Below are 15,611 nucleotides of genomic sequence, written 5' to 3'. Positions count from 1 at the left end.
GCCGGACGTGCTCAGCCCTCGGGCGCCCCCGTGCGCAGGCCGTCCATGACGAGGTCGAAGAGGCGGGCGGCGCGTGGCTGCCAGTCCTCGTGCGGAGCGAGCTGCCAGAGGCCCGCTATGGCGAGGAGGAGGTCGTCGGCGGTGACGCCCGGGCGGATGGTGCCGGCCTCCTCGTTGGCGCGCAGGAGGAGGTCCGCCGCGGCGGCGACCGGTGTGGGCTCCGGCTTCGCCGGTCCGCCCGGGGCACCGGTGACCTGCCGGATCGCGTCGGCCAGGCCGGCCTTGGCCATGGCGAACTCCGCCAGCCGGTCCATCCAGGCCCGCAGCGCACGCTCGGGCGGCCTGGTCCGCAGCAAGTGGCAGGCGCTGTCGGCGACCTGCTGCATCTCGTGCCGGTAGATCTCGAGGACCAGTGCCTCGCGGTTGGGGAAGTTGCGGTAGAACGTGCCCTGCCCGACGCCGGCCTTTTTCGCGATCGCGCTCAGCGGGGCGTCCGCGCAGCGCGTCAGCTCGGTGAGTGCCACTTCCAGGATGCGTTCACGGTTGCGCTGGGCGTCCGAGCGCAGGGGTGCGTCCTTCTTCTGCGGCACTCGTCCTCCTCGCGGGTTCCTGGCCGAAGCCCGCACTTGCTAAGCGGACAACTGTCCGTTACGTTTCAGGGGTAGCGGACAGTCGTCCGGTTACGCCCACGATAGCCGCGGGCGAGGCCTCACGGCAGTCGGCGCCTGCCACCTCGGTATCCGCCGACCGGCAGTCGGGACCTGCCGCCCGCGGTCAGGTCCCCGCGCATCCGGTTCCTCACGTTGCCCCGGCACCCACCTCGCACGCTTCGCACCAGCCGGCACTCCTGTCGCCGGACCCCCAATTCCCTTTGGAAACGCGAAAGAAGCTGCTCATGGCCCTATCGACGTCCAGTGTCATCACCTTGAAGATCAACGGCGAGAAGTACACACTGCCCGTCGACCACCGCACCACGCTGCTCGACGCCCTGCGTGAGCGCCTCGATCTGACCGGTTCCAAAAAGGGCTGTGACCAGGGGCAATGTGGTGCCTGCACCGTTCTGCTCGACGGGCGCCGAACGGTCTCCTGCCTGCAACTGGCCGTGGCGGCCGAAGGCCACGAGATCACCACGGTCGAAGGACTGGCCGAGGGCGAGCGGCTGCACCCCGTGCAGCAGGCATTCCTCGACCTGGACGGCTACCAGTGCGGCTACTGCACCCCCGGACAGATCTGCTCGGCGATCGGGGTGATCGAGGAGCACGCCGCCGGCTGGCCGAGCGCCGTCACCGACGACGTCAGGCCCGAAGCGGGACCACCGCCCCTGACCGCCGACGAGATCCGAGAACGGATGAGCGGCAATCTGTGCCGCTGCGGCGCCTATGTCTCGATCGTCGAGGCGGTGGCCCGCGCGGCCGCGGCCGGCACGAGCGCGGACACCCACGGACGGGCGCCCGCCGGCTCCGCGACCGACGCCGAGGGGGCTGTGGCATGAGGGAGTTCGGCTACCAGCGCGCGTCCGACGTGGCCGGCGCCGTCGCCCTGCTCGGCGCGGACCCGGACACCCGCTTCCTCGGCGGCGGCACCAACCTCGTCGACCTCATGAAGACCGGTGTCGAACGGCCGAACCGGCTCATCGACATCCGCGAACTGCCCCTCGACGAGATCGAATCCACACCCGACGGCGGCCTGCGCATCGGCGCCACCGTCACCAACGGCGACCTGGCCGCCCACCCCGAGGTCCGGCGGCGCTACCCGGCGCTGGCACAGGCGGTGCTGGCCGGGGCCTCCGGCCAGCTGCGCAACATGGCCACGGTCGGCGGCAACCTGCTCCAGCGCACCCGCTGCGGCTACTTCACCGACATCACCGCGCCCTGCAACAAGCGGGTACCCGGCAGCGGCTGCCCCGCCCTGGAGGGCGACCACCACAACCACGCGATCCTGGGCGCGTCCGACCACTGCGTGGCCGTACACCCCTCGGACATGGCCGTCGCCCTCACCGCCTTCGACGCCGTCGTGCACTACGAAGCCCCCGACGGGCCGGGGGAGTTGCCGCTCGGCGAGTTCTACCTGCCCGTCGGCGACACCCCGCACCTGGAGACCGCCCTGCCCGTCGGCGCGCTGATCACCGGCGTCACGCTGCCGCCCGTCCCGGTCGCCGCCGGCTCCCGCTACCGCAAGGTCCGCGAGCGTGCCTCGTACGCGTTCGCCATCGGCTCCCTCGCCGCCGCGCTCGACGTCCGCGACGGCGTCGTCCGGGACGCGCGCCTGGCGCTCGGCGCGGTCGCCTCCCGTCCCTGGCGCGCCCTGGCAGCCGAACGCGTCCTCATCGGCGCTCCGGCCGACGCCACGACCTTCGCGGCAGCGGCGGACGCCGAACTGGCGGCGGCCAGGCCGCTGCCGCACAACGGATACAAGGTGGCCCTCATGCGCAACCTCGTGGTGGCCGAGCTGACCCGACTCACCGAGGAGTCCGCCCGATGACCACCGCCACCACCGGAACCCGGACACCCGCACCCGCCCCTGCAGTCGGTACGGCGCACACCCGCGTGGAGGGCCGGGACAAGGTCACCGGAGCGGCCCGCTACGCGGGCGAGGTGCCCTTCGCCGACCTCGCGTACGGCTGGCTGGCCCTGTCCACCGTCGCCCGCGGCCGCATCAGCGCCATCGACACCGACGCCGTCCTCGCCATGCCGGGCGTCCTCGCCGTCCTGGACCACCGCAACGCGCCCCGCGTCTCGACCGACTACGTCGGCCTGCTGGGCATCCCGCCGGACCCGACCTGCGCCGTCTTCCAGCACGACCGCGTACCGCACCTGGGCTGGCCGGTCGCCCTCGTCGTCGCCGAGACCTCCGAACAGGCCAGGGAGGCCGCGGAGGCACTGGTGGTCCACTACGAACAGCAGCCCCACGACGTGGAGTTCACGGGCGAGCACCCCGACGCCCACCCGGTGGACGGACACATGCCCGCCGTGACGGAGAAGGGGGACCTGGACGTCGAACTGGCCGCGTCCGCCGCCGTCGTGGACGAGGAGTACACCACCCCCGAAGAGCACCACAACCCGATGGAGCCGCACGCGGCGACCGCCCGCTGGGACGGCGGACGGCTGGAGGTCATCGACTCCAACCAGGGCGCCACCTGGGTCATCGGCGAGCTCGCGAACCTCTTCTCGCTCGACCCCGCCGCCGTGCGCGTCCGCTCCGAACACGTCGGCGGCGGCTTCGGCAGCAAGGGCGTGCGCGCCCACCAGGTGGCCGCGGTGATGGCCGCGACCGTCCTGCAGCGCCCCGTACGCGTGGTCCTGACCCGGCGCCAGATGTTCTCGCTCGCCGGCTACCGCAGCCCCACCACCCAGCACGTCCGGCTCGGCGCCGACGCCGACGGCCGCCTGCGCGCACTGGAGCACCGCTCGGTCAGCCTCACCTCCACCGTCCACGAGTTCGTCGAACCGAGCGCCGGCGTCGCCCGCGTGATGTACGACGCCGACGCCCACCACACCGCCAACCGCGTCGTACCCCTCGACGTGCCCACACCGACGTTCATGCGCGCCCCCGGCGAGGCACCGGGATCGTTCGCCCTGGAAGCGGCGCTGGACGAACTCGCCGAGAAGTGCGGCCTCGACCCGATCGAGCTGCGCCTGCGCAACGAACCCGACAAGGGCCCCGTCTCCGGCCTGCCGTTCGCCGGCCGCAACCTGGCCGCCTGCTTCCGGGAGGGCGCCCGCAGGTTCGGCTGGGCGGACCGCGACCCGCGACCCGGCCTGCGCCGGGAGGGACGCTGGCTGCTGGGCACCGGCACGGCCGCCGCCTCGTTCCCGGCGGGCGCCGCGCCGTCCACCGCGACCGTGACCGCCCACCCGGACGACACCTTCAGCGTGCGGATCGCCGCTGCCGACATCGGCACCGGAGCCCGTACGGCCCTCACCCTCGTCGCCGCCGACGCGCTCGGTGTGCCCCCGGAGCGCGTCCGGGTGCGCATCGGCGACAGCGACTTCGGCCCGGCGATGATCGCAGGCGGTTCCATGGGCACCCGCTCCTGGGCCTGGGCCGTCACGGCCGCCGCCGGCGAACTGCGGGACAGGCTGGCCCTGGGCACGGACATCCCCGCGGAGGGCATCACCGTACGGTCGGACACCACCGCGGCCATCGGCGCCCTCGCGCCGGCCGAACGGCACTCCTTCGGCGCCCAGTTCGCCGAGGTGGCCGTGGACCCCGCCACCGGCGAGGTCCGCGTGCGGCGCATGCTCGGCGTCTTCGCGGCGGGCCGGATCGTCAACCCGCTCACCGCGCGCAACCAGTTCGTCGGCGGCATGATCTGGGGCATCTCCATGGCTCTCCACGAGGAAGCCGTACGGGACCGGGCCTCGGGCGGTGTCGTCGGTGCCGACCTGGCGGGCTACCACGTGGCCACGAACGCCGACGTGCTCCGCGTCGAGGCCGACTGGATCGAGGACCCGGACCCGAACGACCCCGTCGGCATCAAGGGCATCGGCGAGATCGGCATCGTGGGAGCGGCGGCCGCCATCGCCAACGCGGTCTGGCACGCGACCGGCACCCGTCACCGCAACCTCCCCATCCGGCCGGACCGTGTCCTCGCGGCGTCCGGGGACGCGGGGGCCTCCGGAAGCAGGCCGCTGCCGGGAGACGGACCGGAAACCGGGGGAGCGCCGGATGCTTGACCTGTCCGGGGAACTGGATCAATGGATCGAGGAGGGGCGGGAGTTCGCCGTGGCCACCGTGGTGGCCGTCGGCGGCAGCGCCCCCCGCGGTCCCGGCGCCGCCCTCGCGGTCGACACCGCGGGCAGTGTCATCGGCTCGGTCTCGGGCGGCTGCGTGGAGGGCGCGGTCTACGACCTGTGCCGACAGGCGCTCGACACCGGGCAGAGCATCGTCGAACGCTTCGGCTACAGCGACGAGGACGCCTTCGCGGTGGGACTGACCTGCGGCGGGACGATCGAGGTGCTGATCACGCCGGTGGGTGGGCGGGCGCCCGCCCGGGCGGTCCTCGGGCCGGCCGTGTCCTCGGCCGCCCGGGGCGAACCGTCGGCCCTCGTCCGCGTCGCCCGCGGCCCCGCCGAACTCCTCGGCCGCGCGCTGCTGGTGCGGGCCGACGGCACGCACGAGGGCGGTCTCGGCGGCCACGCCGGCCTGGACCGGACCGCCGCCGCCGAGGGGCGGGCCCTGCTGGAGGCCGGCCGTACCGGCACGGTGGACGTCTCGGCGGACGGCTCGGGCTGCCCCGGCGGCCTCACCCTGCTGGTCGAGTCGAGCGTGCCGCCGCCGCGGATGATCGTCTTCGGCGCGGTCGACTTCGCGGCGGCGCTGGCACGGGCGGGCAAGTTCCTCGGCTACCACGTCACCGTCTGCGACGCCCGCCCCGTCTTCGCCACCCGGGCCCGCTTCCCCGACGCCGACGAGGTCGTCGTCGACTGGCCGCACCGCTACCTGCGGCGCACCACGACCGACGCCCGCACGGTCCTGTGCGTGCTCACCCACGACCCGAAGTTCGACGTACCGTTGCTCAGGACGGCACTGGCCATGCCGGTGTCGTTCGTCGGGGCGATGGGTTCGCGCCGCACCCACGAGGACCGCGACCGGCGGCTGCGGGACGAAGGCGTCAGCGAGCGCGAACTGGCCCGGCTGCGGTCGCCGATCGGTCTCGACCTGGGCGCCCGTACCCCCGAGGAGACCGCCCTGTCGATCGCGGCGGAGATCGTCGCCGCCCGGCGGGGCGGCACGGGTGCTCCGCTGACCGGTTCGGGAACGCCGATCCACCGCGACCGGGAACCGGGCGGCGCCACGGCCGCGGCCTGATCCACGCCCCGACCGGTCCGGGTCCCGGATCCGGTCAGTCCTGCGGGCAGAGGATGAAGTCGGAGTGGGCGTACCGGGACCCGTCGTCGCCCAGGTCGGCGAGCGCGTCCCGGATCCGGCGCAGGTGGCCGGGGGTCAGCTGGAGCGGGGGCTCGTCGGGCTGGTAGGTGGTGCGGACCGGGTAGTCCACGCCCGGCTCGGTCGTCATCTCGATGTGGCAGCCGAGCACATGCGTGACAGGCCGGCGGCCGGCGAACTCGATCAGGCGGTCCATGCTGCGGGTGAAGGCGGCCACGTCCTGGATGTAGAGCCGGCCGGGATAGACCGTGTCACCGGTGAGCAGCAGCCCGGTGGGCGGGTCGTAATAGGTGACGGCCGCCTCGTGGTGGCCCGGGGTGGCCAGGCACTCCAGCACCCGGCCGCCGAGGTCGACCCGGGCGACCGCGTCGGGGTCCGCGTCGAACCCGAAGTACCGCCAGGCGACCGCGGGTTCGGCGCCCACCACCGTGGTGCGGGGGCGGTCCGCGAACTGGCCGTCGCCCGCGACGTGGTCACCGTGTCCGTGCGTGTGCAGCACGAGCAGTTCGTATCCGTCCCGGGGATGGCGTTCGAGCCAGTCCGCGAGCGTCGCGTCGACCACCCGGCGCAGCGGGAAGAACTCCGCGGACTCGGTGGCCCCGGTGTCGATGAGCACGGCCCGTTCCGCGCCGCACAGCAGAAACAGGAACGGCGCCTCGTAGTGAACCGCCTTGTTCTGCCGCAGCACGAAGGTGTGCTCGTCGTAGGCGTGGACCTGGATGTCGGGGTCGGTGTTGTGCTTGGCCGACGGCGAGCCGTGGATCCACCGCACGTCCAGCGGGCGGGCCCGGGGCGGGGTGCCGCCGAAGTCGATCGGGTGCGTGCCGTTGTCCACGATGCCTCCGCGCGTGCGTCGTCTTGGCGGACCGGGTACGGCGCACATCTCGTCCGGGGCAGGCACGTCGGCGCCTCCGCCGGGACGCTACCACGCACCTGTTCGACGGGCCGGGCCCCTGGTCTCAGCCCGGTTCGCCGCTCCGGCCGGTGTCGGCCGACGGCGGGGCCGCCCGGGACGGCTCGTCGGCGAGCAGGTACACGGAGAGCGCCGCCGTGTCGTCCGTGAGCCGGTTGTGGCTGTAGGCCCGCAGATCGCCGTGGAGGTTCGCCAGCAGTTCCCGGGGCGGCAACGGGCCCCAGGACCGCAGCCGCTGGAGCAGCGGATAGAACGTGCCGGCCGGGTCGCGGGTCTCCGTGATGCCGTCCGTGTACAGCAGGAGCTGGTCTCCGGGGCCGAAGTCGTACTCGTCGACGGTGTAGGTGTCCCCGACGAGCATGCCGAGGTTCAGCGGCGGAGCCGACCGCCCGCGGTCCAGCTCGCGCACCTCGCCGGGGCGGATGAGGAGCGGGGGAGGGTGGCCGCAGTTGACGACCCGCACGACGTTCCCGCGCGGCGGGATCTCGGCGAAGACCGCGGTGACGAACCGCTCCGCCAGTTCACTGCCGCCGAGCTGCGTGGCCCGGCGGCTCATGCTCGTCTCCACGCGGTCCGCCAGCGCGGGGAGATCGGGTTCGTCGTGCGCCGCCTCGCGGAAGGCGCCGAGCAGCGCGGCGGCGGTCTCCACCGCGAGCAGGCCCTTGCCGCGTACGTCCCCGATGAGCAGCCGGACGCCGTGCGCCGTGGGGACGGCCTCGTACAGGTCGCCGCCGATGCGCGCCTCCGCGTCGGCGGACACGTAGAGGCTGTCCAGCCGCAGGGCGCCGATCCGGTGCGGCACGGGTCTGAGCAGGACGCGCTGGGCGATGTCGGCCACGAAGCGTACGTCCGCGAGCGTGCGCTCACGGTGGGTGCGGTGGGCGGCCAGTACCGTGCCGAGCGCTCCCACCAGGGCGGTGCACACGTAGGAGGCCACGTAGTGGCGGTCCCACAGATAGCCGACGGCCCGGCCCGCGCAGCACGGGGTGCCCGCCAGGACGCCTTCGAAGACGATGGCGAACACCGTCGTGGCGGCCACCACCGCCGGCCCGTGGGCGAAGGCCGCCACCAGCGGCAGCGCGACCAGCACGAAACTCACCGGCCAGTCCACCGGCGTCAAGGGTTCCAGCACCAGCAGGCCCGCGACGTACAGCACCGGGAGCCAGCGCATCCACGCCGGCGGCGCGGGCAGCCCGGTCCGGGCGGCCGGGACGGCCTGCGGGTCCCGCCGGCCCTGTCCGAGCCTCACCCGTCGCTCCCGTGCGCGGACGCCGCGGCCTGCGCGCGAACGGGCGGAGCGGTGCGGGTGGTACGGCGCGCGGGCGCACGGCCCGCCCGTCGGTTCGGCTTACGCGGCCTTCGCACCCCGGTCTCCCGTCACCCGGCCCCGACAAGAACCACCAGCCTGCTGCGCCGGGCCGCGGCACACCGTGATTGCTCCACCAGGCGGCATGTTCCGACGACCGCACGGTTCACGCCGGGCCGTGCCCGGCGTGAACCGTGCGAACTCGTGTCATCGGGCCGCGGCATGATGCCCCGACCGTCCTGTGCGGTCGTTGTGCCTGCTGTTCCTCTCCACCGCCTAGCCCAGCACGATCACCACGACACCGCCGCCACCGACGAAACCGTTGCCGCCGATGAAGCCGTTGCGGTAGAAGTCGCCCCGGTTTCCGTAGCCGTTGCAGTAGCCGTTCCACCAGCCGCCGCCATCGGAGCAGCCACCATAGGCCGGTGCGTGGTCCGGAGTGGCCGCGGAGGCCGAGCCCGCTGCTCCGACGGCAGCGCCACCGGCCATGAGAACGCCGATCGCGGTCAACGCGCACAGGCGCCTCGCTCGCTGTCCTTTCATGGGCCTGCCTTCCTTCTTTCCACCTCTTGTGGGGGTTTCCGGGACGAGGGGGAAGGTGCCGTGGCCGCGGTGGGGAAGGTACGACGCGGCCACGGACGGAACCGCGCGGGGACGAGAAGCACGACATGCGCCACGTGGGCTGTCGGCCCCGAAGACAGGGCTCTCGCCCGCGGGGGCGGGCGTACCCCCCGGGAACGCGGCCCTTCCCCTTCACGCTAACCGCCCTTCGCCCGGCCTGCATGTCACAGCGGCGCGGGACCCGCTGGCCCAAAGGCGCGGGCAGCGGGCCGGGGCGGAGCGCCCTGCATCTACGCTGGTCCCGTGCCGTCCTTGCGTCTTCACCGCGTAGCCGTCGTCGTCCTCGAAGGCGCCAAGCCGCTCGACGTGGGCATCCCGGCACAGGTGTTCACGACCCGCGCGAGCATGCCCTACGAGGTCCGGGTGTGCGGTGCGGCGCCCGGGCCGGTGGCCGGCGGCGACGGACTGTCGTACCACGTCGCCCACGGCCTCGAAGCCCTCGCCTGGGCCGACATCGTCTTCATCCCCGGCTACCGGTTCCCGGACCGTGACGACCCGCCGGGCGCCGTCGTGGACGCGCTGATCGACGCCCACGACCGGGGGACGCGGCTCGCCGCCATCTCGACGGGCGCCTTCGCGCTCGCCGCGACCGGTCTGCTGGACGGCAGGCGCGCCACGACGCACTGGCACTACACGCGCGCCTTCGCCGCGAAGCACCCCCTGGTCAAGGTCGACGAGAACGTGCTCTTCGTCGACGAGGGCAGCGTCCTGACATCGGCCGGCGCGGCCTCGGGCATCGACCTGTGCCTGCACATCCTGCGCGGCGATCTCGGCGTGGCCGCGTCGAACCACGCGGCCCGCCGGCTGGTCGCGGCGCCCTACCGCAGCGGCGGCCAGGCCCAGTACGTGCCGCGCAGCGTGCCCGAACCGCTCGGCGAGCGCTTCGCAGCCACCCGCGAGTGGGCGCTGCACCGGCTCGACGAGTCCCTCAACCTGGAGGTGCTCGCGCAGCACGCGGCGGTCTCGCCCCGCACCTTCTCGCGGCGCTTCGCCGAGGACACCGGCTACACACCGATGCAATGGGTCATGCGCGCCCGTATCGACATGGCCCGTGAGCTGCTGGAACGCTCCGAACGCAGCGTCGAGCAGATCGCCAACGACGTCGGCCTCGGCACCGGTGCGAACCTGCGCGCCCATTTCCAGCGCATCCTCGGCACCACTCCGAGCGAGTACCGGCGCACCTTCACCCGGGGCGAGTAGCCGGCCTCCGCCGCCGGCCTCACCGCTCTCGGCGCGCCCTGGCGCGATCCTTGCGAACCGTGGCGCTCACGCCACGGCCACGGACCTCGTCCGGACGCGAGGCTGGTCCCCGGACGAAGGGACACCACACATGACTCGCATCGCCGTCAACGGATTCGGCCGCATCGGACGCAACGTGCTGCGCGCGCTGCTGGAACGCTCCAGCGACCTGGAGATCGTCGCCGTGAACGACCTCACGGAGCCCGCCACCCTCGCCCGGCTGCTCGCCTACGACACCACGGCCGGCCGGCTCGGCCGCCCGGTGACCGTCGACGGCGACACCCTGGTCGTGGACGGCCGCCGCATCCGCGTGCTCGCCGAACGCGATCCGGCGCAGCTGCCGTGGGCCGAGCTCGGCGTCGACATCGTGCTGGAGGCGACCGGCCGCTTCACCTCCGCCAAGGCCGCCCGGGCCCACCTCGACGCGGGTGCGCGGAAGGTACTCGTCAGCGCGCCCTCGGACGGCGCCGACGTGACGCTCGCCTTCGGTGTGAACACCGACGCCTACGACCCGGCCCTGCACACGATCGTCTCGAACGCCTCCTGCACCACCAACGCGCTGGCCCCGCTGGCCTCCGTGCTCGACGACCTCGCCGGGATCGAGCACGGTTTCATGACCACGGTGCACGCCTACACCCAGGAGCAGAACCTCCAGGACGGCCCCCACCGCGACGCCCGCCGCGCCCGTGCCGCCGCCGTCAACATCGTGCCGACCACCACGGGCGCCGCCAAGGCGATCGGCCTGGTCCTGCCGAACCTCGACGGCAAGCTGTCCGGCGACTCCATCCGTGTGCCGGTCCCGGTCGGCTCGATCGTCGAGCTGAACACGACCGTCAGCCGCGACGTGTCCCGCGACGAGGTGCTGGCGGCCTACCGCCGCGCCGCGGAGGGCAGGCTCGCGGGCGTCCTGGAGTACTCGGAGGACCCGCTCGTGTCCGCCGACATCACGGGCAACCCCGCCTCCTCCATCTTCGACTCGGCCCTCACCCGCGTGGACGGCCGGCACATCAAGGTGGTCGCCTGGTACGACAACGAGTGGGGCTTCTCCCACCGCGTGATCGACACGCTGGGTCTTCTCGCCGGCGCCTGAGTCACCCGCGGCCCCACCGGGCGGCACCACGGGGACGGGAGCACCACCGCGCACACCGCGCCGGTGGTGCTCCGGCCTTTTCGCGCCATTCCCGCCCTTCCTCCCGAACTTTTCTCTCGCTTCCGGCATCACACCAGGGTGAAGGAGAACCCGAGAACGCAAGCGAAGGGAGAACGCTCGCCATGACCCAGCACCAGAGCCTCACACCCCGGCCCGCCGCGGCCGACCGCTCCGAGCGCCGCCGGAGCCTCGTGCGCGCGGCGCTCGCGGTGACCGCCGCCGCCGGACTGGGCATCACCGCCGCCGGTGTCGCGGGGGCGACCGGGACGGGCGCGGCGGCCTCGACGCCCACCTGTTCCGTAGCCGGTCTGAGCGCCTCGTTCGGACAGCAGCTGGCCGGCGGCATGAACCATCAGGGCGTGGTCCTGAAGCTCAAGAACGTCGGCGCCCGCACCTGCCTGCTGCGCGGCTACCCGGGTCTCGGCCTGGAGAACGGCACGCACCGGACGCTTCCCTCGACCACCCACTGGGGCGACACCTGGTACGCCAAGAGCCCCGCCAAGTCGACGCTGACCCTCCACCGGGGCCAGAGCGCCGAGGCCGTCGTCGCCTGGACGCACGCCAACACCGGGACGTCCGACGCGGTGCACGCCTCCTACCTCCAGGTCACCCCGCCGGCCGCGACCAGGCACAAGACGCTGAAGTTCCCGCAGTGGGTGGACAACGGCGATCTGAACGTCACGGCTCTGGCGTACCGGATACCCGTCGACGGCTGAGGGGTCCGGAGCCCCTCGTCGTGGGGCGGCGGCGGTCAGGCGGTGTCGGATCCCTTCCGCGCCCCGTCCGGACCGTCGGCCGTCCGCGCCGGCCGGTCGGGCGAGGGCCCACCGGTGTGGGGGCCGCCGGCGGGCAGTCGCCGTACGGCCTGGCCGGCCCAGGACGGCCTGTGCCGGCGCAGATACGTGCGGGCGCGTGCCCGGCTCCGGGCCATGAGCAGCAGCGCCTGGGCGGCGGCCGGGGTGGGGTCGGACAGGTCGTCGGTGACGGCCACTTCGAGCCCCCCGTGGTACTGCGCCGACAGGTTGTAGACGAAGGTGCTCAGCGTCGCCAGGCACGCGCCCAGGACGACTTCGAGGGTCACCACCCCGACGGCGATGGCCAGCACGGTCGTCAGGTCCGGCAGGGCGTTCGGGGCCAGCACCTCCAGCATGACCCACAGCACGACCGTGGTGACGATCGCGACGACGCCGAGACCGGCCAGGAGCAGGAAGCTGGTCACCATCACCGACCAGGGATCCCCCTCGGAGATGCGCACCCGCATCGTCCGGGGGCCGGATCGGCGTGCCGGGCCGGGCGGCGGCACGGATCCCGGGTGCTCGCCGGCCGGGCTCCGGTGCGTGGTCAGCGGCCCGACGTCGTCGGGCGGCACTATTCGCCGGAACCCGGCGGCATCCCTCTCCCGGTGCGGGCGGAAGCCCGCACCCTGCTCGTCCGGCGTCGACGTCTCCCCGTGGCGGGCCGCACCGTGGGGCCTGCGCTTGGCTCGGCTCATGCCTGTCCGTCTCCCTGACTAGCCTGAAACCTCCGCGTCGCCCACCCACATCGAGCGGCCGTCGGGCGCTGCTGATCCCGACTCCGACGGTATGGACACGTATGCGATTACGCACCCCGGACAGTGCCCCGCGATGCCCGAACACGGTCCGAAAAGACCAGGTCAGACCCACTGGCGTCCGGGCCCCACAGGCCCTCGGGGATCTGCGGGCCACACCCCGGAAGCTGACGCCGAACGGGTGAACGCCGTACACGGTCCGCTCCCTACGGACAGCAGTCACCTCTCGCGCCCGGCCGCCGTTCCGGCGCCTGGGCCGAAAGGGCCATCGCGCTCGCGCCCCGCGTCCCTTCCGCGTGCCGCCCCGCCACACTTGACGGGCCGTCGCATTCACGAGCGTACGAAGGGAACCCGTCCCCCCATGCAGATCGACCTGACAGGACGCACAGCCCTGGTCACCGGCTCCACGCAGGGCATCGGAGCGGCCATCGCCACGGCCCTCGCCCGGGCCGGGGCCCGCGTGGGGATCAACGGGCGCGACGAGCGGCGGGTGGCCGACAGCGTCGAGTCGCTGACCGGTGAGGTGCCCGGCGCCGACCTCGTGCCGGTGGCGGCCGACGTCTCCACCGACGACGGCGCGAACAAGGTGACGGAATTGCTGCCCGAGATCGACATCCTCGTCAACAACCTGGGTGTCTTCGGTACCGCCGACCCGCTGGAGATCACCGACGAGGAGTGGCGGCGCTACTTCGAGGTGAACGTCCTCGCCGCCGTACGGCTGACCCGGCTGTACCTGCCGGGCATGACCGAGCGCGGCTGGGGCCGGATCCAGTACGTCGCCAGCGACTCGGCCGTCGTCATCCCCGCGGAGATGATCCACTACGGCATGTCGAAGACGGCCCTGCTGGCGGTGAGCCGCGGATTCGCCAAGAAGGCGGCGGGCACGGGCGTGACGGTGAACTCCGTCATCGCGGGCCCCACCCACACCGGCGGTGTGGAGGACTTCGTCTACGAACTCGTCGACCGGGACCTGCCCTGGGACGAGGCCCAGCGGGCGTTCATGCGTGAGTACCGCCCGCAGTCCCTGCTCCAGCGGCTGATCGAGCCCGAGGAGATCGCGCACATGGTCGTCTACCTCGGCTCCGAGCAGGCCTCGGCCACGACCGGCGGCGCGCTGCGCGTCGACGGCGGGTACATCGACTCGATCCTGCCCTGACCGTCCTTCCGTGTCCCGGGAGGGGCCGCGGGGCCCGCGGTGTGCGGGCCCGCGGCCCCCTCGATCAGGTGACCCGGTCCGTATCAGAGGCAGCCGAGCGCGGGCCGGTCAGCCCTTCAGCTGGGCGGCCGGCGTGCGGAAGCGCCGGTACAGCAGCGTGCCGCCGAGCAGCGACGCCGCGCTCACCCCGGCCGCCGCCAGCATGCCGTCCGTACCGGTGTGCGGGAGCACGGGCACCGCCTTGTCCGGCACCGGGGCCGGCTTCGGCGGGACGTGCGGTCGCGGCGCGGTCGGAGGCTCGCTGTGGACCGGCGGCGTGACGCGGGTCGGCGGCTCGGGCGAGGGCTCGGCCGGCGTCTCGGTCTCCGGGTGGTGCGAGGTGTTCGTCGACTGGTTGCCGAAGACGGGGTTCGCGATTCCCACCACGTCGATGGAGTTGCCCGTGACGTTCACCGGGAGATCGACCGGCAGCTGGATACCGTTGCCGGAGACGACACCCGGCGAATCGCGCGTGACGCTCGCGGCCTCGGCGGCCTGGCTGCTCGAAGTGGAGGAGGCGCCGGTCCCGGCCGCCCCACCGCCCTCGTTGGCACAGCGGTTGCCCATCGCGGGGTTCAACAGCCCCACCACGTTCACCGTGTTCCCGCACGCGTTCACCGGGATGTGCACCGGCAACTGGATGCTGTTGCCGGAGATCAGTCCGGGCGAACCGACCGCGGCACCGTCCGCTGCGGAGTCGGCGTGCGCCGAGCCCACCAAGGCCATCGCGCCCGAAGCGGCTGCGACGGCGATGACACTGTTTCGGGTAGCCCGTCTCATAGGTCCCTTGCCTTCCATACATGGTCGCGGGCAATCACCCGCACCCGATGAAACGCCGCTACATGTGTCCTGGTTATGGCTTATCACCCTTTCGTCTGGCGCGACTTCTCTCCGACGGCACGTGACAAGGGCAATTGGCCCGGTCGGAGCGCTCCCGGACGGAGGCCGGCGACGAAAACCGGTGAAAGGGAGATCGTCAAGTCATCGTTTTTCAGGCCCGCTCGGTTCGGCGCGCGGCCGGAAACAGGCGATGACGGTCTTGCCCCGCGAGCAGGGGCGGGCCTCCCACTCGTCCGCGACGGCGTCCACCAGGAGCATGCCCCGGCCCCCGAGCCCGTCCGTACTGGGCGGACGGGGCGTCGGCAGCTTGCTGGACGCGTCGTGCACGGCGATGTGCAGGCAGTTGTTGTCCCACGTGAGGACCAGTTGCGCGCTGCTGTGCGCGTGGGCATGGGCGTTGGTGACCAGTTCCGAGACGGCGAGCAGCACCGCGTCCACCGTCTCGGGGTAATCACTGGTCCAGCCGAGGGATTTCAAGTGCGCACGCGCCCAGTCCCGTGCCACCTTCACCTCACTGTCCAGCGGCAGCGAGCGTGCCCAGCCCACTGCCCGGAGCGACGATCCGTCCACTGCGACCCTCTCCTGGTACGACCCGACGGAGTTCGTGTACCCAGGACCGGGGGCCGCAGCGGTGGGTCGCGGCGATCGGTCGTGCCGGTCGCCCGCGCGCCGGGGGCGGAGCCGGTCATTCGCCCCGTACGCCCGTGGGGACGATCGTCTTGAGGGAGGTCACCGGATGCCCGACCTCGAGGGATCCGAGGAGCCCGTTCAGGAGGGGCGCCGCGGGAACTCCGGAGGCGGGGGCGGGCTTCGGGGCCGCCTCGGCGGCGGGGGCGGCAGCCAGGAGAGCTGCGGCGACGGCGGACGCACAGGCAATCTTCTTGATCATGTGTGACCTAACGAGGCTTG

16 protein-coding genes and 1 riboswitch are annotated in these 15,611 nt (G+C 73.0%); of the genes, 8 read left to right on the top strand and 8 right to left on the bottom strand.

The features are described from left to right. Window positions 1-11: 11 nt before the first annotated feature. Window positions 12-590: a TetR/AcrR family transcriptional regulator gene (locus BLW57_RS03670; protein ID WP_093472099.1), complete on the bottom strand. Its 579-nt coding sequence runs from the start codon at window positions 588-590 to the stop codon at window positions 12-14. Window positions 591-895: 305 nt separating this feature from the next. On the opposite strand from BLW57_RS03670, the gene BLW57_RS03665 reads away from it, so the two are divergent. Genes BLW57_RS03665 through BLW57_RS03650 form a run of 4 tightly spaced genes read left to right on the top strand, consistent with a single transcriptional unit; the run spans window position 896 to window position 5,811 of the window. Continuing rightward, entirely contained in the window at window positions 896-1,492 is a 597-nt protein-coding gene (locus BLW57_RS03665) for a (2Fe-2S)-binding protein (protein WP_093472097.1), read from the top strand. Continuing rightward, window positions 1,489-2,481: an FAD binding domain-containing protein gene (locus BLW57_RS03660; protein ID WP_093472095.1), complete on the top strand. Its 993-nt coding sequence runs from the start codon at window positions 1,489-1,491 to the stop codon at window positions 2,479-2,481. Before BLW57_RS03665 ends, BLW57_RS03660 begins: the two co-directional genes overlap by 4 nt. Next, window positions 2,478-4,676 (top strand): xanthine dehydrogenase family protein molybdopterin-binding subunit, encoded by a 2,199-nt coding sequence (locus BLW57_RS03655; protein ID WP_093472094.1) that lies wholly within the window; start codon window positions 2,478-2,480, stop codon window positions 4,674-4,676. The genes BLW57_RS03660 and BLW57_RS03655 overlap by 4 nt, the downstream gene beginning before the upstream one ends. After that, a complete protein-coding gene (locus BLW57_RS03650) occupies window positions 4,669-5,811 on the top strand; it encodes an XdhC family protein (protein WP_093472092.1) in 1,143 nt (380 codons plus the stop codon). Before BLW57_RS03655 ends, BLW57_RS03650 begins: the two co-directional genes overlap by 8 nt. A 34-nt stretch (window positions 5,812-5,845) precedes the next feature. On the opposite strand, the gene BLW57_RS03645 is transcribed toward BLW57_RS03650, so the two are convergent. The 3 genes from BLW57_RS03645 to BLW57_RS03635 form a co-directional block, all read right to left on the bottom strand. Next, window positions 5,846-6,724, bottom strand: coding sequence for an MBL fold metallo-hydrolase (locus BLW57_RS03645; RefSeq protein WP_256339371.1), 879 nt, complete (start codon window positions 6,722-6,724; stop codon window positions 5,846-5,848). A gap of 12 nt (window positions 6,725-6,736) precedes the next feature. Continuing rightward, window positions 6,737-6,804, bottom strand: a riboswitch (guanidine-III (ykkC-III) riboswitch). A 44-nt stretch (window positions 6,805-6,848) separates the two neighbouring features. Further along, the gene (locus tag BLW57_RS03640) at window positions 6,849-7,973 is read right to left on the bottom strand and encodes a PP2C family protein-serine/threonine phosphatase (RefSeq protein WP_093480501.1); all 1,125 of its coding nucleotides are present in this window, start codon (window positions 7,971-7,973) and stop codon (window positions 6,849-6,851) included. A gap of 411 nt (window positions 7,974-8,384) precedes the next feature. Continuing rightward, on the bottom strand, window positions 8,385-8,651 hold the full coding sequence (locus BLW57_RS03635; RefSeq protein WP_093472089.1) for a hypothetical protein: 267 nt from the start codon (window positions 8,649-8,651) through the stop codon (window positions 8,385-8,387). Between the two features lie 321 nt (window positions 8,652-8,972). Here BLW57_RS03635 and BLW57_RS03630 point away from each other — a divergent pair, with 321 nt between their 5' ends. From BLW57_RS03630 to BLW57_RS03620, 3 genes are all read left to right on the top strand, one after another. After that, complete coding sequence (locus BLW57_RS03630; RefSeq protein ID WP_093472088.1) at window positions 8,973-9,929, top strand: GlxA family transcriptional regulator; 957 nt, start codon at window positions 8,973-8,975, stop codon at window positions 9,927-9,929. Window positions 9,930-10,059: 130 nt separating this feature from the next. Continuing rightward, window positions 10,060-11,058 (top strand): type I glyceraldehyde-3-phosphate dehydrogenase, encoded by a 999-nt coding sequence (gene gap, locus BLW57_RS03625; protein WP_093472086.1) that lies wholly within the window; start codon window positions 10,060-10,062, stop codon window positions 11,056-11,058. Window positions 11,059-11,240: 182 nt separating this feature from the next. Beyond that, window positions 11,241-11,834: a DUF4232 domain-containing protein gene (locus BLW57_RS03620; protein ID WP_093472085.1), complete on the top strand. Its 594-nt coding sequence runs from the start codon at window positions 11,241-11,243 to the stop codon at window positions 11,832-11,834. Window positions 11,835-11,869: 35 nt separating this feature from the next. Here BLW57_RS03620 and BLW57_RS03615 read toward each other — a convergent pair whose 3' ends face one another. Beyond that, complete coding sequence (locus BLW57_RS03615) at window positions 11,870-12,610, bottom strand: DUF3566 domain-containing protein (protein ID WP_093472083.1); 741 nt, start codon at window positions 12,608-12,610, stop codon at window positions 11,870-11,872. A gap of 418 nt (window positions 12,611-13,028) precedes the next feature. Between BLW57_RS03615 and BLW57_RS03610 the strand changes: the two genes are divergently transcribed. Then, window positions 13,029-13,823, top strand: coding sequence for an SDR family NAD(P)-dependent oxidoreductase (locus tag BLW57_RS03610; RefSeq protein WP_093472082.1), 795 nt, complete (start codon window positions 13,029-13,031; stop codon window positions 13,821-13,823). A 108-nt stretch (window positions 13,824-13,931) separates the two neighbouring features. Here BLW57_RS03610 and BLW57_RS03605 read toward each other — a convergent pair whose 3' ends face one another. The 3 genes from BLW57_RS03605 to BLW57_RS03595 form a co-directional block, all read right to left on the bottom strand. Further along, window positions 13,932-14,588: a chaplin gene (locus BLW57_RS03605; protein WP_305656449.1), complete on the bottom strand. Its 657-nt coding sequence runs from the start codon at window positions 14,586-14,588 to the stop codon at window positions 13,932-13,934. Window positions 14,589-14,843: 255 nt separating this feature from the next. Then, window positions 14,844-15,272: an ATP-binding protein gene (locus tag BLW57_RS03600; protein WP_093472079.1), complete on the bottom strand. Its 429-nt coding sequence runs from the start codon at window positions 15,270-15,272 to the stop codon at window positions 14,844-14,846. A gap of 115 nt (window positions 15,273-15,387) precedes the next feature. Beyond that, on the bottom strand, window positions 15,388-15,591 hold the full coding sequence (locus tag BLW57_RS03595) for a hypothetical protein (protein ID WP_093472077.1): 204 nt from the start codon (window positions 15,589-15,591) through the stop codon (window positions 15,388-15,390). Window positions 15,592-15,611: the final 20 nt, after the last annotated feature.

The organism is Streptomyces sp. 1222.5 (genome assembly GCF_900105245.1).
Taxonomy (GTDB): domain Bacteria; phylum Actinomycetota; class Actinomycetes; order Streptomycetales; family Streptomycetaceae; genus Streptomyces; species Streptomyces albidocamelliae.
The sequence above is the reverse complement of the archived record's forward strand: the minus strand, read 5'-3'. Positions and strand labels throughout refer to the sequence as shown.